This is a genomic window from Polaromonas sp. (assembly GCF_043778355.1).
Classification (GTDB): Bacteria; Pseudomonadota; Gammaproteobacteria; order Burkholderiales; family Burkholderiaceae_C; genus Polaromonas.
Genome location: NZ_JAYWHI010000006.1, coordinates 23,118 through 41,606, shown reverse-complemented (window position 1 = coordinate 41,606; position 18,489 = coordinate 23,118). Strand labels below are relative to the sequence as shown.

Sequence of the window (18,489 nt, the reverse complement as noted above, 5' to 3'; positions counted from 1 at the left end):
GGCTCCAAGCGTATTTCACTTCAAACCAACTGCCATCATCTTGTTATTTTGTAGATATTGATTTAGCAGTAGTGATACAACCAATTCAGATTAGATAGAAAAATATTAATGCCCAATTTAATACTTATCACTGGCGGCGCAGGCTTCATTGGCCAGCGCTTGGCGAGATCTTTGTTGAAGCAGGGTTGCTCAGTTCGACTTCTGGATAACTTCAGTCCACAGATTCACTCCACAGAAGCTCTTCCTGTCGATCTCGATGGACATGTCAATTTGATCAAGGCGGATGTTCGTGATCGGGACACAATGCGGCGGGCATTGACGGGAGTAGACACCGTGGTGCATTTGGCCGCTGAGACGGGTACCGGGCAGTCAATGTATGAGATTGATCGTTATTTCAGCGTCAACGTCCAAGGCACCGCCACTATGCTTGACCTGCTGCATAACGAAGACTGCGCCAAGTCGATCCGCTCAGTTGTGGTTGCTTCCAGTCGTGCAGTTTATGGCGAAGGAGCTTACCTGTGCGATACAGACGGCATGGTGTTTCCGGATCAGAGGGGTCGGACGCTCATGTCGCAGGGGCAGTTCGAGCCTTTGTGCCCTGTTTGTGGATCGGCGGTAAAGTTGTTGCCAACACCGGAATCAGCACCTTTCAGACCCATGTCGATGTATGGGTTGACCAAGCAGGTGCAGGAGCAGGCTGTTTTGTTGTTTGCCCAAACCAGGGGTATCAACGGGTTTGGCCTTCGCTACCAGAATGTATACGGGCCAGGGCAGTCTCTCAAGAATCCCTACACAGGTATCTTGGCCGTTTTTTCGAATCTTGCGCGTCAAAACCAGCCTATTGAGATTTATGAAGATGGTTTGGAATCGCGGGATTTTGTCTATATCGATGATGTGGTAGAAGCCACGGTACGAAGCATCAACTACCCCGGGCAATTCGTCGGCGCCTTGAACGTGGGTTCCGGCGAGGCCGTAAGCGTGATGACAGTGGCCCAAGAGATCAAAGCCTTCTTCAATAGCGAGAGCGTCATAGGCGTGACTGGCGCATTCCGCATGGGAGACATTCGACACAACATTGCAGATGTGACACAGATTGAGCAGGTATTGGGCTTTGTGCCGAAGATGCCTTTCACGCAGGGGCTTGCTAACTTCTTGGGTTGGGCTGCGGAGCAAGCGCCGGAGGACAAGGCGGCCTATTTGCGCTCTGTCAACGAACTGGCGGCAAGGGGCCTGATGGGAAGCGCGGCCGCCACATGAGTGATGCTGCCAAGATCAGTCCGGCTGAAGACTTCAGACTGCTGCCCTATTTGGCGGCTGATTTGCGGAGGGCGCAGGTCGTGATGCACGGTACGGCCGATCGGGTTTCCGGCCTGAGGCTCTGGTTGGGCGTTCTGTCGCCAAGATTTGTTCCGGTACTGCTGTGCAGGTTGGCGTACTGGTTTTATCGCATGAAGATTGGGCCAGTTGCCAAGCTCGTTTCCTTGCTTAACTTCTTCTTGTTTGGCATTGAAATAGCGGTGAGGTGCCCTATTGGCAAAGGTTTGTTTTTCCCGCATACCCAGGGAACGGTTATTGGCGCCTGGAGCATTGGTGAAAATGCCACGATTTTTCAAGGCGTCACACTGGGCGCACGCGAACTCGATTTTTCCTATCTGGAGGCCTCACGCCCCACAGTGGGCGATGGGGTGACGATTGGTTCTGGTGCCAAGGTTTTGGGTGGGCTAACTTTGGGTTCTGGGTCGCGTATTGGTGCGAACGCTGTGGTGCTATCGGATGTCGCACCGGGGTTGGTTGCGGTGGGCATCCCGGCCAAAACTGTAGATAGGAAACAGACCGAGCATGACGCACAGTGAAAAGGAAACAGGTACGCAAGCGGCTAGTCGTGGCCATGTTCTCCTGGTTTCACCACGGACGTTCTCCTACCACATCTCGATCTCGGAGACCCTGCGCTCGATGGGATATACCGTATCCTGGTGGGATGAGCGCGCCAGTAGTGCCACCTGGTACAAGCTCGCACTTCGGTTGGTTCCCGCGCTGACAGTTCGCTGGTCAGAGCGCGTGTTTATGGAGCGATTGAGTCAACTGGATCTGGCGTCAATCTCGCATGTTTTGGTGATCAAGGGAGAGGGGCTGTCAAAGCGGATGGCACTTGAGATTCGGGACGCTTTGCCACAGGCGAGCATGGGGCTTTATCTGTGGGATGGCGTCGAGAACGTCAAAGGTGTGTCCAATATTCTGTCGGCCTTTGACTCAGTGGCAACTTTCGATCCCGTGGATGCGAAGAGCTTCGGCTGGGCCTACCGCCCCTTGTTCTGGCGGAGTGCCTCACTTGGGAGCGAAATGCCGAGTGCACCACTGTTTGATTGGTGTTTTATCGGAACTGTTCACTCTGATCGCCACCGTGTGATTCATCGTTTGCGCCAGCGTGATGGCATGCAAGGACGAAGCTTCGTGTTCGCCTATTTTCAGAGTCCGCTGATACTTTTCATGCGCCGGCTGGGTGACTGGACCTTGTGGTTTGCGCCGAAAGGCTCTCTCTCAGTAAAGCCCATGCCTGCTGCTGAAGTTGCGCAGAAGGTCGCCTGCTCCAGGGCTGTATTGGACGTGGAGCATCCACGTCAGCGCGGTTTCACCATGCGCACTATTGAAACTCTACTGGCGGGCAAGAAGCTTGTAACAACCAACAAGCAAATTTTGATCAGCAATCTTTACCACCCGTCGCGGGTCCATGTGATCAGCAGAGTTAGCCCAGAGATTCCGACCGAGTTTCTTGAACAGCCTTACGTAGCCGTCTCGGATGCGCTCAGAAGCTATTACTCCTGTGAGGGATGGGCGTCCGAACTCCTCACTCTTCAGGATGCAGCAAGAAATAGTAGAGCACGCTTTGGAGTGCAGCATGCACCTGGTTGACGCGGGCAAGGCGTCAGATTTGCTGCTGACCTTCACGGCTCCGAGCTTCGTCAGGTTTTTATATTGACAACTGAACTGAAGCGCTCCATACGTTGCGGGCGTCGTTCCGGCTGGGCGACATATCTCACCAGAGCCGTCTGGTGACCTCATAATTCATCGACTTTATATTTCAGCAGCCTGCTGCGTAATAAATAGCTCTTCTGTCGGATCTCAACCTGAATGCACGCAGCGACATGATTACAAATGCCAAGAAAACGCCATCTGCATCTTTGCGATACCGGTCCGATATAGATGGGTTGCGGGCAATTGCCGTTGTCTTAGTCATTTTATATCACGCAAACTTTGCATTTGTTTCGGGTGGATATATTGGTGTTGACGTCTTCTTCGTCATCTCGGGTTATTTGATAAGTAATTTAATAATTACTCAAATTCGTGCAGAAAAATTCAGTTATTCAGAATTTTATTTACGCAGAATCCGGCGGCTGGCTCCTGCGGCATTCATTGTTGCTCTGACTACCTCATTTTGGTTTTCATCCCGATTTTATGTTCAAGAGTATGAAGACTTCGGGCGGAGCCTCATCGCATTCCTGGCCCTCAGTTCGAATTGGTTTTTTCTGTATGATGTAAACTACTTCAGCCCTGCCTCTGATGTGCCGCTGCTCCATACCTGGTCACTTGGTATTGAGGAACAGTTTTATTTACTATTTCCAATATTGCTTGTGGTTTTATGGAGAAGACTAAGCAATAAGCAAGTATTATTTGTCATAGCTGCACTTGCTGCTGCTTCCTTTCTTTATTCATATTACTTGGCATTACAGGGTAGCACTCAATCGCTATTTTATAATTCGTGGGCAAGATTTTGGGAGATTTTGGCAGGCTGCTGCTTGGGTATCGCTCAGTCAATGAATGTTGAGGGCAGGAAATTATCTGCATATCAAACTCAAGTTAAAGCCAATTCGATTGCTTTGATCGGCATTCTCCTCGTTCTGTATCCAGCTTTTACCTATACCAAGCAAACCGTATTTCCTGGCTGGAATGCTGTTCCAGCTGTTGTTGGTACGATACTTCTCCTCATTTCCGGCCCCTCATCCGTAATTGGTAGAATTTTTTCATTGCAACCCATCCGATATATTGGGAGATTATCCTACGGCCTTTATTTGTGGCACTGGCCGATATTTATTGGGGTACAGTCAGCTATGCCTAGATCGGATGATTGGGTGTATTGGGCTATGGCCATCACGGTCGTTCTTTCGGTCATAACTTTTCATTTTTTTGAACAGCCAATACGACAGCGAAGAATATTTTCGGAGACCCTACAACTCCTTCAGGCCTATTCAATTTTTTGCTTGCTCGTCGGACTCGTAGTGCTTTCGGCGAAAATCCCAAGCGCCAATTATTCGCGTGCAAGTTTTTTATACGGAGAAACGGGCGTGGTGTTGAGCGGAATTCACCACGAACGTCAGCGATATATGAAGCAGGTGGATCGATCGTTTAATGGTGATAGCGGCGCTTACTCGGGCGTGTTGCATAGGCAACTTCCTTGCAGTTATGACGACGATAATTCTCTTGCAAGATTAAATACCTGTCTTCAAAGTTCTGTCGCAGACTCCTCATATTTAATCATTGGAGACAGCATTGGCAGAGACACGCTTTTCGCGCTAAGGCAAGCATTTCCATCCATACAGTTTTCAATGCTGCATCAGTCCAGCTGCATGGCTGTTGAATTCAAAAACATTGCGGGAAAATCATGCTTTAAGGATTTGCTTGCCTTAATTGAACCGTTGACAAAGCAGAAAAAACTGGGCGGGATTATTTTGGCAGCCCGGGTGTTCCCGGAGCAAATTCCAGAATATATTGCGGGAATAAAGAAAATTGAGTCATTGGACGTTCCGTTGATTGTGATGGCAGGCATGCCTTCCTTCCTCGACAGCATCGATAACTTCATTGTAAAAAAATATAACGCTAATAAACGCATTCCAGCTGAAGTGGAGGTCGACGATTTTTCTATGTACAGATCTGGACAAGATCAGATAGCGTCGCGCTTGCGGGCAAGCTTGGATGCAGTGCCTGTCGTCGACTTTTACAAAATTCGCTGCGACAGCACAAAGTGCCCTTTATTTCTGGATGGCGCCATGTCGCGACCAATAATATTTGACAGAGAGCACCTTACTTTGGACGGTATAAATTGGCTTACTTCGAAGTTGTCCAGGAATGAAGTACTGAAAAAGTTTTTGTCAATTTAACCTGCACCTGCACCCGAGCCTATGTCTCCATGGGCCGCTGAATCCATCTGAAGAGACTTCAAACGAGGGGCTTTTGGGCAACGCTGCCGTCGTGGATTGCTTACTGGGACCCGTCAGGAGTTCTGGGTCAGATCAATCGCAGATCTGAGCGTGGCCGCTATGAAGCTTTGCTGTTCCTGAGTGATGCCGATCCAAAGTGGCAAACGGATCCGACTTGCAGACTTTTCGTCTGTTACTGTGAGCGCACCATGCACCCGCCCGTACCGCAGACCAGCCGGTGCAGCGCGCAGCGGCACGTCATGGAATTCCGCGCAAATCATATTGCGTTCAAGTTCGTCGAGCACTTTTGCCGATCCATGGGTGCGGGTTTTGGCGCGAAATGGTATCCAGTCGAACACCGACAGACACCATTTGGTGATGCAGGTGTCGAACGCGTAGACCGCCGCCATCCAGGTCAAATTCGAAGAGCCGCTGGCATGCAGAAGACACGTGATGCCAGCCAGGTGGTGTGCACAGCTGGCGTGCGAAGAGTGTGTGGCCTTGGCAGGGGTAGCAAATCCATGCCAAGGTGCACAGGGAAGCGCACGCCCTTTTGGCGGGTTCGTTTTGCATTCCAAGCAAGTCCAGCCAGATGAATCGCGGAGGTAAACTAAAAGACATGCATCTAAAGCGAATGATCGATTTATCGCTGGCCGCGGTGGCGACTGTGATTTTGGCCGCGCCGATACTGCTGGTGGCTGCGCTGGTGCGCCTGACTTCTCCGGGGCCAGCCTTGTACTGGTCGGACCGGGTCGGCTGCCGCAACAAAATTTTCAAAATGCCCAAGTTCCGCAGCATGCGGGTGGGTACCCCTGCGGTTGCGACACACTTGCTGGCCGACCCCAAAGCACACCTTACGCCGATTGGAAGTTTTTTGCGCAAGAGCAGCCTGGACGAACTGCCGCAGTTGTGGAGCATTCTGGCGGGCGACATGAGTTTTGTTGGCCCCCGCCCTGCACTCTTTAACCAGCATGACCTGATCGACCTGCGCACACGATTTGGCGTGCATGAGTTGGTGCCCGGATTGACGGGGTGGGCGCAGGTCAACGGGCGGGATGAGTTGCCGATACCTGACAAGGTCAAGCTGGATGTCGAGTACCTGCAGCGCCAGTCGCCGAGGCTCGACATGCATATTCTCTGGCTCACTTTTGTGAAAGTGCTGGGCCGGGACGGTGTATCGCATTGAAGGCTGGCCGGTGACGTTTCGAATTCCTGGTCTGCGCTTGGGGCTGGTTTGCCTGGCTGCGGCATCGGTCGGCCTCTCGATGGCCATCATCAGCATCAGCAAGGTTTTGCTTGTTCTGGCGGTGCTGCCAGTCCTTCTTTTTTGCAGAAGGCTTCCCGCAGACGGAGCGGCCCTGCGCAAGATGTGGGCACCGCTGTTTGCCACGCTTGCGGTGTTTGTTTTCGCGCTCAGTCTTCTCTGGACTTCCGCTCCTTTGGACCAGGCGCTGGGGGCGCTCGGCAAGTACGGGAAATTTTTGGTCATTCCTGCGCTTCTGGTGTTAATTCGAACGCGCCAGGAGGCCTTCCATGCCTTGGTGTTTTTTCTGGGCGCGCAGGCTTTTTTGGTGATCAGTTCTTGGTTGCTCTATTTCCAGGTACCGATTCCGTGGGCTACGTCAAAGATGGCGAGGGATTATTTTGCGGTGTTTTCCAGTTACCTGGATCAAGGCATCATGAGCGCGGTGCTTGCTGCCGTTTTCTGGCATTTGAGACGGCTGGTACCCGATCGGCGCTGGTTTTACGCTGCCATCGCGCTCTCGCTCCTGGCATTGGGCAACGTGTTTATTGTCTTCATGGGACGTACCGGCTATCTGGTGGGTGTGGCTGTGGTATCGCTGGCCATTTTCTGGGCTTTGCCCCGCCGCTATCGCCTGGCGTCGCTGCTGGTGCCGCCACTGCTGTTTTTGATCGTCTTTTCCAGTTCCGAGAAGGTCGCGCAGAGGTTGTCTGCTATCAAAATAGAGGTCTCGGAATACTCCGTGAAGCCTGAGTTCCGGACTTCAAGCGGGGTGCGGCTGAGCTTGTGGAAAACATCAGTCGAAGCCATCGCCCAGAAACCATTGATTGGGTTCGGCGCCGGCAGTTGGCTCACGGAATACAACAGGATTGAGCGATTGAAAAATCCCGGGCACCAGGACTTTGGCCCCAAATCACATGGCAACCCGCACCAGGAGTTTCTGCTGTGGGGTGTGCAGCTTGGAGTGGGCGGAATATTGCTGTTGTTTGCCTTTTTGGGTGCGGTATTGCTTGACTTGCGGAAGATGGACCGTTCTGTGATCTGGGCGTGTCAGTCGGTGTTGCTTGCGCTGGTTGTTTCGTGTCTGTCTAATTCCTCCCTGTACGATGCCTACATCGGTGATTTTTTCTGTGTTTCGCTGGGGGTCTTGTTAGCTTATGGTTTTTATAGTCGGGAAGAGGACGAGCGGCAAAATAGCGGCGGTCTAGAACCATCAACAAATGTGAAGACGGGTGGGTAGAAATATGAAGACAGGGAAGCGAGCCATTGATTCGCAGATTGGGAGCAGTGTGGAAAACCCTTGCCGTCTACCTTCGTTGGCCATAACCCATGCGTAGCCATGTTCTCGGCTGGTCGCGCTGGACCAAATGGCTGCTGGTCATGGCGCTGGATACGGTCATGGCCGTTGTTTCCATGTGGTTGGCTTTTTCTCTGCGGCTGGACATGCTGCATTGGCCGGCTGGTGTGCAGTGGCTGGCATATGCCATGGCGCCAGTCCTGGCCATTCCAATTTTTGTCAAATTCGGGCTTTATCGCGCTATTTTCAGGTACACCGGACTGGCCGCTTTGGTGGCGACCGCGCAGGCCGTAGCTGTTTATGGGGCGCTGCTTTTCACCCTGTTGTTGTGGCAGCAGTGGCCCGGCATACCGCGAACCATTGGGTTGTTGCAGCCGGTGATTTTTCTGGTGCTGGTGGGCACCAGCCGCGCGCTGGCTCGGTTCTGGTTGTCGGACCCCGGCCGCATGGCTCGTCATGTGGAAGGGCGTTTGCTGATTTACGGTGCAGGCAATGCCGGCGTACAGACGGCCACAGCGATTGGCATCACGGGCCAGTACAAGCTGATGGGCTTTATTGATGATGATGCCTCGAAGATGCGGCGCAGCATCAATGGTGTTCCAGTCTTTGGCCTCATCAACGTACCGCAGGTTGTGGACCGGCATCAGGTGACTGATATCTTGCTGGCATTGCCCCGTGCATCGAGGGAACGCCGAAATAGCATTATCGAAAGCTTGCGTGGGTTGCCTGTTCATATCCGTACATTGCCAGCCTGGGCCGACTTGGCCAGCGGTCGGGTGACGGTGAGGGATTTTCGTGAGTTGGATGTGGAAGATCTGTTGGGGCGCATCCCCATTCCGCCTGACAGGCAACTACTCGCGCGGGATATCACTGGCAAGGTCGTGCTAGTGACCGGTGCGGGCGGCAGCATCGGCAGCGAGCTGTGTCGCCAGATTCTTCTGCAAGGACCACGCCAATTGTTGCTGGTGGACCACAGCGAGTACGGACTGTACGCAATCCACCAGGAGCTTCAGGCACTGTGCTCCGCCGGGGAGTCCGGGGCTGAACTGCGGGTTGAGCTTGTGCCTTTGCTCGGAAGCGTGGTCAGCTACGACCGGATGTCGGCCTTGTGCAAGCTGTACCAGCCAGCCATCGTTTACCATGCAGCCGCTTACAAACATGTGCCCATGGTGGAGGGCAATGCCGGTGAAGGTATTGCAAATAACGTGTTCGGCACGCTTAACATGGCTCGCGCCGCACTTGAGAACTCGGTCGACCGTTTCGTACTGATTTCGACCGACAAGGCGGTGCGCCCCACGAATGTAATGGGGGCCAGCAAACGAATGGCCGAGCTGGTGCTGCAAGCGCTGGCGGACGAAAGAACCCCCATCTTCATCGACTCCCGTCCTGGCTTTGGCATCGCTCATGCGAACAATACCTGCTTCACCATGGTTCGATTTGGCAATGTGCTTGGCTCAAGCGGCAGCGTTGTGCCGCTGTTTCGCCGGCAGCTCAACGATGGCGGTCCGCTGACGGTGACTCATGCCGAGGTCACCCGGTATTTCATGACCATTCCCGAAGCGGCGCAGTTGGTTCTTCAGGCCGGCGCCATGGCTGTGGGTGGTGATGTCTTTGTGCTGGACATGGGCGAACCTGTGAAAATAATGGATCTGGCGCGCCGCATGGTTGAGCTGTCAGGGTTAACTGTGCGGGAAGAAGGTGCGGATACTGGTGATATTGAGATCAAGGTCACAGGATTACGACCCGGAGAAAAACTCTTTGAGGAGCTGCTGATCGGCGACAGCCCTGAAACCACGGCTCACCCTCGGATCATGAAAGCCCATGAGCCTTTCTTGTCCTGGGCAGAGCTGGCCCCTGAATTGCAAGCATTCCGGATCGCTGCGCAAGTCAACGACGTTCATGCCATCAAGGCTATGCTTAAACGCCACGTGCAGGGATACCAGCCGAGTTAGAGGTTGGGTGCGCTTCGGGATGCATGCGGCACAATTCACATATTCCCCACTTTCACACCCTGGCCATGACCATCACCTCCCCCACCGACCCCGATCTCTCCCACGTCGGTCCCCGCGACAAGGCCGAGATCCTTGCGCAGGCGCTGCCTTACATCCGCAAGTTCCATGGCAAGACGCTGGTCATCAAGTACGGCGGCAACGCCATGACGGACCCGGCGCTGCAGGCAGACTTTGCCGAGGACGTGGTGTTGCTCAAGCTGGTCGGCATGAACCCGGTGGTGGTGCATGGCGGCGGGCCGCAGATCGAGACGGCTCTGAATCGGCTTGGCAAGAAGGGCCAGTTCATCCAGGGCATGCGTGTCACCGACGAGGAAACCATGGAGGTCGTCGAATGGGTGTTGGCCGGCCAGGTGCAGCAGGACATCGTGGGCCTGATCAACCAGGCCGGTGGCAAGGCGGTGGGCCTGACCGGGCGCGACGGCGGGCTGATCCGCGCGCAAAAGCTCAAGATGCTGGACAAGGACGACCCGGCCAGGGAGCACGACATCGGCTACGTCGGCGACATCGTCAGCATAGACCCCAGCGTGGTCAAGGCGCTGCAGGACGATGCGTTTATCCCTGTGATCAGCCCGATTGGTTTTGGTGAACACAATGAGAGCTACAACATCAATGCCGACGTGGTGGCCGGCAAGCTGGCGATTGTGCTCAAGGCCGAAAAGCTGGTGTTGCTGACCAACACCCCCGGCGTGCTCAACAAGGCCGGCGAGTTGCTGACCGACTTGAGCGCGCGCGAGATTGATGAGTTGTTTGCCGACGGCACGATTTCTGGCGGCATGTTGCCCAAGATCGAAGGTGCGTTGGACGCCGCCAAAAGCGGCGTCAACTCCGTGCACATCATTGACGGCCGGGTCCCGCACGCCATGCTGCTGGAAATTCTGACCGATCAGGCGTACGGCACCATGATCCGGAGTCATTGAAAACGCGCCCATGAAGCTACTGCGCGTCTGCCATGCGTCGTTGCGCGGTGCTCGCAATCCTCATGTGCGTCAAGCACATTCCGGTTGCTGCGCTCCGTGCGCCTAGCCTGACAGCCGCTCGCTAGGCTTCCTGGACGCGTTTCCCTACGTTGTTGAGGCTTTATGAGATTGCTCCTTGTTGAAGACGACGTGATGCTGGCCAGTGGCATCAAGCTGGGGCTCAGTGACGCTGGTTATGCGGTGGACTGGGTCGGCAGCGCCGAGCGTGCCGAGGAGGTGCTGCTGGCTGAGAGTTTTGATGCCGCCATCATTGACATCGGCCTGCCGCGTACCGATGGCCTGGAGCTCACGCGCCGCCTGCGCGGGCGCGGCCTGGCGATGCCGGTACTGATCCTGACCGCGCGTGATGCGCTGGAAGACCGGGTGCAGGGGCTGGACCTCGGTGCCGACGACTACATGGTCAAACCCTTTGAGTTGCCCGAGCTGCTGGCCCGCCTGCGCGCCTTGCTGCGCCGATCCCAGGCGGCCACCAGCGCCGTCCTGAGTTTCGGCAGCCTGGAGCTCGATTCTGCGAACCGCCAGGCGCGCGCCAATGGGCAGTTGATCGAGCTGGGCCCGCGCGAGTGGACGGTGATGGAATACCTGCTGGTGCATGCGCCCAAACCGGCCAGCAAGGAAAAGCTGCTGGCCGCGCTGACCGGCTGGGACAAGGAAATCACGCCCAATGCCATCGAGGTCTACATCTCGCGCCTGCGCGGCAAGCTGGAGCCGCATGGCGTGGCCCTGCGTTCCATCCGTGGGTTTGGCTACCGGCTGGAGTTGGTCGATGCGCCGCCCTCTGGCGCCTGAGACCTGGCGAAAAAACGCATGAGCCCGCCCCCCGGCGCTTTTGTCGACAGCCCGGCCACCCCGCCCGCCGCCGGGAGCCTGCCAGCAGCGATGAAGTCCGGCCTGCAGCGCCGGCTGCTGCTGCTGCTGCTGCTGCCGCTGAGCCTGTTTGCGCTGGTCAGCGTTTATTTCGATTACCGTACCGCTGGCAATGCCGCCCTGCAACAGGATCAGCAACTGACCCGGCTGATTCCGCTGCTCGCTGATTCGGTGCTGGCCCCCGGCGCGCCGGGCGGCGCGCCGGTGATGCTGCTGGCGCCGCCGCTGGAAGAATTCATCAAGGCGCACAGTGGTTTTGCCGGTTTTCGCATCTCCGACGAAGCCGGAAATTTTCTGGCGGGCGAGAGCTGGATCAGCGTGGTGGTGCCCGCCACCCGCGAGCCCGAGCTGCACAGCATGGAGGAAAACGGCGTGACCTACCGGATTGCGGTGCAGCGCGCCCGGACCGCCGCCGGCGAACTGATTCTGCAACTGGCCGACGGTTCGGATGCGCGCCAGCAGTGGGTGCGCTCGGTGATGTTCAAGGTGCTGCTGCCTAACCTCGTGCTGGTGCTGGCGGCCGGGATTGCGGTCAACTGGGCGGTCACCCGCGCGCTGCGGCCCTTGCTGGCGCTCAAGGACGCGGTCGAGCGCCGCTCGCCGCGCGACCTCAGCGCCATTGATCCCGGCAGCACGCCGGCGGAGGTGCAGCCGCTGGTGGCCTCGCTGAACCGGCTGTTTGCGCTGGTCAACGCCCAGGCTGAAGGCCAGCGCCGCTTTGTGGCCGATGCCGCGCACCAGTTGCGCACGACGCTGGCCGGGCTGCAGGCCCAGGTGGAAGCCTGGGCCCAGGCGGCGGGCGCGCCGGCGGCGGGCGGGCAACTGACGCTGTCTGCGGAAAAAATCACTGCCATGCGCAGCGCCACCCGGCGCACCTCGCAACTGGCCAACCAGTTGCTGGCGCTGTCGCGCGCCGATGCCTCCAGCATGGCGAGCCAGCCGCAGCAGCGGGTGGACCTCAAGGACCTGTGCGAATCGGTGCTGGCCCTGCACCTGGACGCGGCCAGTGCCAAAAACATTGATCTCGGGCTCGACGCCGGTTTTGCCCAGGTGGCCGGCCATGAATGGATGCTGCGCGAGCTGGTGAGCAACCTGGTCGACAACGCCGTGAAGTACACCCCGGCCGGCGGCACCGTGACCCTGCGCTGCGGGCAGCAGGATCACCCGGCGACGGGGCGGGCGCAGGTGTTTGTGGAGGTGGAAGACGACGGCCCCGGCATCCCTGCCGCTCAATACACGCGCGCGGTCGAACGCTTTTACCGTGTGCCCGGCACCGCTGGCGAGGGCAATGGCCTGGGCCTGGCGATCGCCGACGAGATTGCGCGCCTGCACGGGGCCCAGCTCATGCTTGAGCCTGCCAGCGCGGCGGGTGGCGGCCTGCGCGTGCGCCTGCGGATGCCGCTGACGCCCTGAAAGTGACGGTTTTTCCAGCCCACCTCGGGGGTCAACCCCCTCTCGGCAGCGTCCGGAAAACCCTATAAGCTGTGAGAGAATCCAGTCAGTCTTTTAGCTTTTGAAACATCTCTTACAACGCTGCCTATGTCTGAGTTCGAGTCCGAAGTGAGTCCTGACCTCCCCGCAGCAGCCGCACCGCGCAAGCGGCCCAAGCCGGGCGAGCGTCGTGTGCAGATCCTGCAGGCGCTGGCGACCATGCTGGAGCAGCCCGGCGCGGAGCGCATCACCACCTCGGCGCTGGCCTCGCGGCTGGATGTCAGCGAAGCGGCGCTGTATCGCCACTTTGCCAGCAAGGCGCAGATGTTCGAGGGCCTGATCGAGTTCATCGAGCAGACCGTGTTCACGCTGGTCAACCAGATTGCTGAACGCGAAACCGATCCGGCCGTGCGCACCCGCAAGCTGGTCGTCATGCTGCTGCAGTTCGCCGAGAAAAACCCCGGCATGACCCGCGTCATGGCTGGCGACGCGCTGGTGTTTGAAAACGAACGCCTGCAGGAACGCATGAACCAGTTTTTCGACAAGCTCGAAGCCAGCCTCAAGCAAAACCTTCGTGAGGGTGCAGCCTCGGATGGCGCCGCCATGCCGACGGTGCAGGCCCAGGTTCAGGCCTCGGTCATCGTGGCTTTCATGATGGGCCGCCTGCAGCGCTTTTCGCGTTCCGGCTTCAAGCGCCTGCCGTCCGAACATCTGGACGCCAGCCTGGGCATGCTGCTGGGCTGATTGACTGAGTCGTTCCCCCTGAGCCTGGCCTGTCCTGCGTTTGTCGAAGCATCGAGGAGTGCTGTTGCGCTATCCAAACAGGAGCTGGTGACGCCCACCTGATATGGGCTAGAGGCCGATTTATTCATAAATCCGGCAAAAATTCCCAGTGCCGTCTGGCCGCAGGTGTTCTGTCAGCAGGATGGATGGTCTTTGATGCCTCCAGCCCATAGCCGGAAAGCGCAAGCAGCTATCAATTTCAGAGTGTCCAGCGCTTGGCGGGATCAGTCCGGCAGCGACACCCCGACCTTGCGGCCGGCTGCCACGATCTCCAGCCAGGTCTGACCGTCGACCTCTATGCCGCTTTGCTGGCGCGCCAGGCGTTTGGCGCGTTCCGGGTCGCCGGCGATCAGTACCGCATCGGTGCCGGGTGCGGCCGGCGCGGCTTTCAGCCAGTCGGCAAAAGCCAGCGCCTCCTGCTCGAAGCTGGCCTGGGTGCCGAGTTTGGCTGGGTCGATCAGAATGGTCAGCATGCCGTTGATGACGGCGCGGACCGCCGGGTCGGCGGGTTTGTGCGCCGTGCCGCTGCCGGTCAGCGCGCCACCGAGCAGTTCGCAGGCCACCGCCATGCCGTAACCCTTGTGTTCCCCAAACGCCATCAGCGCGCCGAACAGGCCATTGCTTTGCGGCACCACGACGACGCCAGGGTTGGTGGTGGCGCGGCCGAACTCGTCGATCAACATGCCGGCCTCGACCTGCTTGCCCTCGTTGTGGGCCACACGCATCTTGCCCTGCGCCACGCGGCTGGTCGCAAAGTCCAATATGAAAGGTTCCCGCCCTTTGAGCGGAATGCCAATGCAGCAGGGGTTGGTGCCGTAACGCCCATCGGCGCCGCCGAATGGCGCGACCACCGGCCGCGACAACACGTTGACGAAATGCAGGGAGACCAGGCCTTGTGCCACCGCCATCTCGGCAAAGTGGCCGATGCGCCCCAAGTGGTGCGAATTGGCCAGCGTCATGATGCAGCTGCCGTGGGTTTTGGCGCGTTCCATGCCCAACGCCATGGCCTGCTGGCCGACCACCTGGCCGTAACCGCGCTGACCGTCCAGGCTCAAGAGCGAACCGGTGTCCAGCAGCACGCGCAGCTTGTTGTTGGGAATCAGGCCACCTTCGAGCACCGCGTCCACATACCGCGGCAACATGCCAACGCCGTGTGAGTCGTGGCCGCTCAGGTTGGCAAACACCAGATTGGCGGCGACGGTGTCAGCTTCTTCTTGGGTACTGCCTGCTGCTATCAAAACAGTAGCTACTTGCGCTTGCAAATCATGGGCTTGAAGGGTTTTTTGCATAAGAAAAAGTGTGTTTTTACCGTGATGCTGCATTCATCTGTCATCCCGGACTTGATCCGGGATCCATGCCTCAGGAACTACCAGCGCGGGCGTGTGCTGCATGGATGGCGGGTCAGGCCCGCAATGACAAGCGGGAGCGTGGAACCAAGCTACATCACCGCGCCGACCTGCCAGGGCACAAACTCGTTTTGCCCGTAGCCGTGTGCCTCGCTTTTGCTTTTGTCGCCGGAGGCCGTCGCCAGCACCAGTTCGAAGATGCGCTGGCCCATTTCGGCCACCGTGCTGGCGCCGTCGATGATTTCGCCGCAGTTGATGTCCATGTCTTCTTCCTGCTTGCGCCACAGCGCCGAATTGGTCGCCAGCTTCAGCGAAGGCGAAGGCGCGCAGCCATAAGCCGAGCCGCGTCCGGTGGTAAAGCAGATCAGGTTGGCGCCGCCAGCGACCTGGCCGGTGGCGCTGACCGGGTCGTAACCCGGCGTGTCCATGTAGACAAAACCGTGCGCGCCCACCGGTTCGGCGTATTCGTAAACCGCTTCAAGGTTGCTGGTGCCGCCCTTGGCCACCGCGCCCAGCGATTTTTCAAGAATCGTGGTCAGGCCGCCGGCCTTGTTGCCCGGCGAGGGGTTGTTGTTCATCTCGCCGCCGTTGATGGCGGTGTAGTGCTCCCACCACTTGATACGTTCGACCAGTTTTTCACCAACGTCGCGTTTGACGGCGCGGCGTGTCAGCAAATGTTCTGCGCCGTAGACCTCGGGGGTCTCTGACAGGATGGCGGTGCCGCCATGGGCCACCAGCAGGTCCACCGCCGCGCCCAGTGCCGGGTTCGCGCTGATGCCGGAGTAGCCATCGGAGCCGCCGCACTGCAGGCCGATGGTGATGTGGGCCGCGCTGCAGGGCTCGCGCTTTACCGCATTGGCGCGCGGCAGCATCTCGTTGATCAGGCTGATGCCCTTGTCCACCGTCTTGCGCGTCCCGCCGGTGTCCTGGATGTTGAAGACGCGGAAGTTGTCGCCCTCCCGCAGCGCGCTGTGCGCCAGCCAGGCGTTGATCTGGTTCGCCTCGCAGCCCAGGCCAACCACCAGCACAGCGGCAAAGTTGGCATGGGTGGCGTAGCCGGTCAGCGTGCGCTCCAGGATCTGCATGCCCATGCCTTTGTCGTCCATGCCGCAGCCGGTGCCGTGGGTCAGTGCGACCACACCGTCGACATTCGGAAAGGCTGCCAGCGCTGCCGGGTTGGTCTGGCGCGAGAAGTGGTCGGCGATCGCACGCGCGGCGGTGGCCGAGCAGTTCACGCTGGTCAGCACACCGATGTAGTTGCGCGTGGCGACGCGGCCGTCGGCGCGTTTGATGCCCATGAAGGTCGCTTCGCGTTTGGTCGGCGCGGGTTTGACGTCGGCGCCAAAGGCATAGTCGCGCGCAAAGTCGCCCTTGTCGGGGCCCATGTCGAGGTTGTGCGTGTGCACATGGTCACCCGGCGCGATGGCCTTGCTGGCAAAACCGATGATCTGGTTGTAGCGCCGCACCGGCTCGCCGGCCGCGATGGCGCGTGTGGCCACTTTGTGGCCTGGTGGAATCAGGCCCTTGATGGTGACGTTTTCGGCTTGCGTGCCGCCCACCAGTTGCGATCTGGCGATGAGTACATCGTCTGCGGAGTGGAGTCTGATGAAGGGGGTCATGGTTTCGGTGTTGCTTGTGTTGCGAGTTGTTTAATTCGTGGTGTGATTGTGTGCAGTGCTGGCCCGGGAGGCCGGGGTGAGCAGCTCCGCGAATGTCCCCCGCGCGGCCTAAGGCCGCTGCTCCTCCTTGATTTCGCTTCGCTACCCACCCCAGCTTCCCAGGCTGGCCGCAGGTTTGGCGTACGCAGTTGGACAACGGTCATGCCGGTGCGGCGTTCGGCGCAGCGGCATCAAGGAGGAGGCCGCAGGCCGGGGGACAGCCGCGTAGCTGAGACACGCGCCGGCTTTATCGCTGTGCGGGGCTGACATAGCCATTAATCTTTCAATAAAACATCTTCGGCAGCCAGAGCACCATCTTCGGAAAGTAGGTGATCAGGGCCAGCGAGCCCAGCAGGGGTACCAGCCAGGGCAGGATGGCCATGGTGGTGCGCTCCACCGACAGCTTGGCGACACGCGCCAGCACAAACAGCACCATGCCCATCGGTGGGTGCAGCAGCCCTATCATCAGGTTCAGCACCATCACCAGCCCGAAGTGAACCGGGTCAATGCCCAACTGCAGCACGATGGGCATCAGGATAGGGACCAGGATCGTGATGGCTGCTGTGGGCTCCAGAAAGCAGCCGACAAACAGCATCAAGAGGTTGGCCAGCAGCAGGAAGACCCAGGGCTCCTTGGTAAAACCCAGCACCCACTCCGAGATCGCTGCCGTCACGCCGGTGGCGGTCAGCATCCAGCCGAAGATGCTCGCAGCCGCAACAATGAACAGCACCGTGGCGGTGGTTTCCACCGTGTCGAGCGAGACCTTGACAAACATCTTCCAGTTCAGCGTGCGGTACCAGGCAAAACCCAGCACCATGGCCCACAGGCAGGCTGCGATGGCGCCCTCGGTGGGCGTGAAGATGCCGGTGGTCATGCCGCCTATCAGCAGCACCGGCGTCATGATGGGCAACACGGCCTGGAACTTGAAGAATTTGTCTGCCGCGAACAGGACGATCAGTCCGGCGAATACCGTGATTTGCGCCGGAAACCCGGCCTTGACGATCAACAACCACAGGATCAGCGGCCAGCCGGCAACCACCAGCGTCTCCGACAGCGCCTTGATCACACGTGGCCATTCGAACTTGACGTCAGCCCCCCAGCCGTTTTTGTGGGCGAAATAAGCCACGGTGAGCATCATCATCAGCGCCATCAGCAGGCCCGGCAAAATGCCGGCCAGAAACAGTGCGCCCACGCTGACGTTGGCCATCATGCCGTAGATCACGAAGGGCAGGCTGGGCGGAATGATGGGCCCCAGCGTGGCCGAAGCCGCCGTCACGCCGACCGCGAACTCCTTGCTGTAGCCGTGCTCCGTCATGGCCTTGATCTCGATGGTGCCCAGACCCGCCGCGTCGGCGATCGCGGTGCCGCTCATGCCGGCAAACACCACCGAACCGACCACGTTGACATGGCCCAGCCCGCCCTTCATCCAGCCCACCAGCGCCAGTGCATAGTTGTAGATGCGGTTGGTGATGCCGGCGTTGTTCATCAGGTTGCCGGCCAGGATAAAGAAGGGCACGGCCAGCAGCGGAAAGCTGTCAATGCCGCTGACCATGCGGTGGATCACCACAAAACTTGGCAGGTTGCCGGTCGACCAGATGTAGATCAGCGAGGAGCCGGCCATCGCGATGGCGACCGGGATGCCGCCGCTCATGAGCAACAGAAAAATGATTTTGAGCATGGTGG

At 58.3% G+C, this 18,489-nt stretch carries 15 protein-coding genes; 11 read left to right on the top strand and 4 right to left on the bottom strand.

Features of this window, described 5'->3' with window-relative positions; genetic code table 11:
- Positions 1-108 precede the first annotated feature (108 nt).
- The 4 genes from ACH2CW_RS00700 (at position 109) to ACH2CW_RS00685 (ending at position 5,153) form a co-directional block, all read left to right on the top strand.
- Entirely contained in the window at positions 109-1,257 is a 1,149-nt protein-coding gene (locus ACH2CW_RS00700; protein ID WP_395054817.1) for an NAD-dependent epimerase/dehydratase family protein, read from the top strand.
- Positions 1,254-1,853: a serine O-acetyltransferase gene (locus ACH2CW_RS00695; RefSeq protein WP_395054815.1), complete on the top strand. Its 600-nt coding sequence runs from the start codon at positions 1,254-1,256 to the stop codon at positions 1,851-1,853. Before ACH2CW_RS00700 ends, ACH2CW_RS00695 begins: the two co-directional genes overlap by 4 nt.
- Positions 1,840-2,910: a hypothetical protein gene (locus ACH2CW_RS00690; RefSeq protein ID WP_395054813.1), complete on the top strand. Its 1,071-nt coding sequence runs from the start codon at positions 1,840-1,842 to the stop codon at positions 2,908-2,910. Before ACH2CW_RS00695 ends, ACH2CW_RS00690 begins: the two co-directional genes overlap by 14 nt.
- A 233-nt stretch (positions 2,911-3,143) precedes the next feature.
- Positions 3,144-5,153, top strand: coding sequence for an acyltransferase family protein (locus ACH2CW_RS00685; protein ID WP_395054811.1), 2,010 nt, complete (start codon positions 3,144-3,146; stop codon positions 5,151-5,153).
- A 113-nt stretch (positions 5,154-5,266) separates the two neighbouring features.
- Here ACH2CW_RS00685 and ACH2CW_RS00680 read toward each other — a convergent pair whose 3' ends face one another.
- Positions 5,267-5,602: a hypothetical protein gene (locus tag ACH2CW_RS00680; RefSeq protein ID WP_395054809.1), complete on the bottom strand. Its 336-nt coding sequence runs from the start codon at positions 5,600-5,602 to the stop codon at positions 5,267-5,269.
- Positions 5,603-5,811: 209 nt separating this feature from the next.
- Here ACH2CW_RS00680 and ACH2CW_RS00675 point away from each other — a divergent pair, with 209 nt between their 5' ends.
- From ACH2CW_RS00675 to slmA, 7 genes are all read left to right on the top strand, one after another.
- Positions 5,812-6,378, top strand: coding sequence for a sugar transferase (locus tag ACH2CW_RS00675; protein ID WP_395054807.1), 567 nt, complete (start codon positions 5,812-5,814; stop codon positions 6,376-6,378).
- Positions 6,365-7,675, top strand: a complete 1,311-nt coding sequence (locus tag ACH2CW_RS00670; protein ID WP_395054805.1) for an O-antigen ligase family protein — start codon at positions 6,365-6,367, stop codon at positions 7,673-7,675. The genes ACH2CW_RS00675 and ACH2CW_RS00670 overlap by 14 nt, the downstream gene beginning before the upstream one ends.
- Positions 7,676-7,764: 89 nt before the next feature.
- The gene (locus ACH2CW_RS00665) at positions 7,765-9,684 is read left to right on the top strand and encodes a polysaccharide biosynthesis protein (RefSeq protein WP_395054803.1); all 1,920 of its coding nucleotides are present in this window, start codon (positions 7,765-7,767) and stop codon (positions 9,682-9,684) included.
- A 65-nt stretch (positions 9,685-9,749) separates the two neighbouring features.
- Positions 9,750-10,661 carry an acetylglutamate kinase gene (argB, locus tag ACH2CW_RS00660; protein WP_395054801.1) on the top strand — a complete coding sequence of 304 codons (912 nt, stop codon included), beginning with the start codon at positions 9,750-9,752 and terminating at the stop codon, positions 10,659-10,661.
- A gap of 162 nt (positions 10,662-10,823) precedes the next feature.
- On the top strand, positions 10,824-11,510 hold the full coding sequence (locus ACH2CW_RS00655; RefSeq protein WP_395054799.1) for a response regulator: 687 nt from the start codon (positions 10,824-10,826) through the stop codon (positions 11,508-11,510).
- Positions 11,511-11,600: 90 nt separating this feature from the next.
- The gene (locus ACH2CW_RS00650) at positions 11,601-13,001 is read left to right on the top strand and encodes an ATP-binding protein (RefSeq protein ID WP_395054897.1); all 1,401 of its coding nucleotides are present in this window, start codon (positions 11,601-11,603) and stop codon (positions 12,999-13,001) included.
- Between the two features lie 126 nt (positions 13,002-13,127).
- Positions 13,128-13,763 carry a nucleoid occlusion factor SlmA gene (slmA, locus tag ACH2CW_RS00645; protein ID WP_395054797.1) on the top strand — a complete coding sequence of 212 codons (636 nt, stop codon included), beginning with the start codon at positions 13,128-13,130 and terminating at the stop codon, positions 13,761-13,763.
- A gap of 263 nt (positions 13,764-14,026) precedes the next feature.
- On the opposite strand, the gene ACH2CW_RS00640 is transcribed toward slmA, so the two are convergent.
- The 3 genes from ACH2CW_RS00640 to ACH2CW_RS00630 all read right to left on the bottom strand — a co-directional run bounded on the left by ACH2CW_RS00640 (position 14,027) and on the right by ACH2CW_RS00630 (position 18,484).
- Complete coding sequence (locus ACH2CW_RS00640; protein ID WP_395054795.1) at positions 14,027-15,091, bottom strand: malate/lactate/ureidoglycolate dehydrogenase; 1,065 nt, start codon at positions 15,089-15,091, stop codon at positions 14,027-14,029.
- Positions 15,092-15,240: 149 nt separating this feature from the next.
- A complete protein-coding gene (locus ACH2CW_RS00635) occupies positions 15,241-16,767 on the bottom strand; it encodes a UxaA family hydrolase (protein WP_395054793.1) in 1,527 nt (508 codons plus the stop codon).
- A 322-nt stretch (positions 16,768-17,089) separates the two neighbouring features.
- Positions 17,090-18,484, bottom strand: a complete 1,395-nt coding sequence (locus tag ACH2CW_RS00630) for a TRAP transporter large permease (protein ID WP_395054791.1) — start codon at positions 18,482-18,484, stop codon at positions 17,090-17,092.
- Positions 18,485-18,489 lie beyond the last annotated feature (5 nt).

Excerpts from the sequence above, each read along its gene's own strand:
- ACH2CW_RS00680 (WP_395054809.1), bottom strand. The coding sequence starts at position 5,602 with ATGGCGGCGGTCTACGCGTTCGACACCTGCATCACCAAATGGTGTCTG.
- ACH2CW_RS00640 (WP_395054795.1), bottom strand. The coding sequence starts at position 15,091 with ATGCAAAAAACCCTTCAAGCCCATGATTTGCAAGCGCAAGTAGCTACT.
- ACH2CW_RS00685 (WP_395054811.1), top strand. The coding sequence starts at position 3,144 with ATGATTACAAATGCCAAGAAAACGCCATCTGCATCTTTGCGATACCGG.
- ACH2CW_RS00650 (WP_395054897.1), top strand. The coding sequence starts at position 11,601 with ATGAAGTCCGGCCTGCAGCGCCGGCTGCTGCTGCTGCTGCTGCTGCCG.
- ACH2CW_RS00690 (WP_395054813.1), top strand. The coding sequence starts at position 1,840 with ATGACGCACAGTGAAAAGGAAACAGGTACGCAAGCGGCTAGTCGTGGC.
- ACH2CW_RS00655 (WP_395054799.1), top strand. The coding sequence starts at position 10,824 with ATGAGATTGCTCCTTGTTGAAGACGACGTGATGCTGGCCAGTGGCATC.
- ACH2CW_RS00630 (WP_395054791.1), bottom strand. The coding sequence starts at position 18,484 with ATGCTCAAAATCATTTTTCTGTTGCTCATGAGCGGCGGCATCCCGGTC.
- argB (WP_395054801.1), top strand. The coding sequence starts at position 9,750 with ATGACCATCACCTCCCCCACCGACCCCGATCTCTCCCACGTCGGTCCC.
- ACH2CW_RS00700 (WP_395054817.1), top strand. The coding sequence starts at position 109 with ATGCCCAATTTAATACTTATCACTGGCGGCGCAGGCTTCATTGGCCAG.
- ACH2CW_RS00635 (WP_395054793.1), bottom strand. The coding sequence starts at position 16,767 with ATGACCCCCTTCATCAGACTCCACTCCGCAGACGATGTACTCATCGCC.
- ACH2CW_RS00695 (WP_395054815.1), top strand. The coding sequence starts at position 1,254 with ATGAGTGATGCTGCCAAGATCAGTCCGGCTGAAGACTTCAGACTGCTG.
- slmA (WP_395054797.1), top strand. The coding sequence starts at position 13,128 with ATGTCTGAGTTCGAGTCCGAAGTGAGTCCTGACCTCCCCGCAGCAGCC.
- ACH2CW_RS00675 (WP_395054807.1), top strand. The coding sequence starts at position 5,812 with ATGCATCTAAAGCGAATGATCGATTTATCGCTGGCCGCGGTGGCGACT.
- ACH2CW_RS00665 (WP_395054803.1), top strand. The coding sequence starts at position 7,765 with ATGCGTAGCCATGTTCTCGGCTGGTCGCGCTGGACCAAATGGCTGCTG.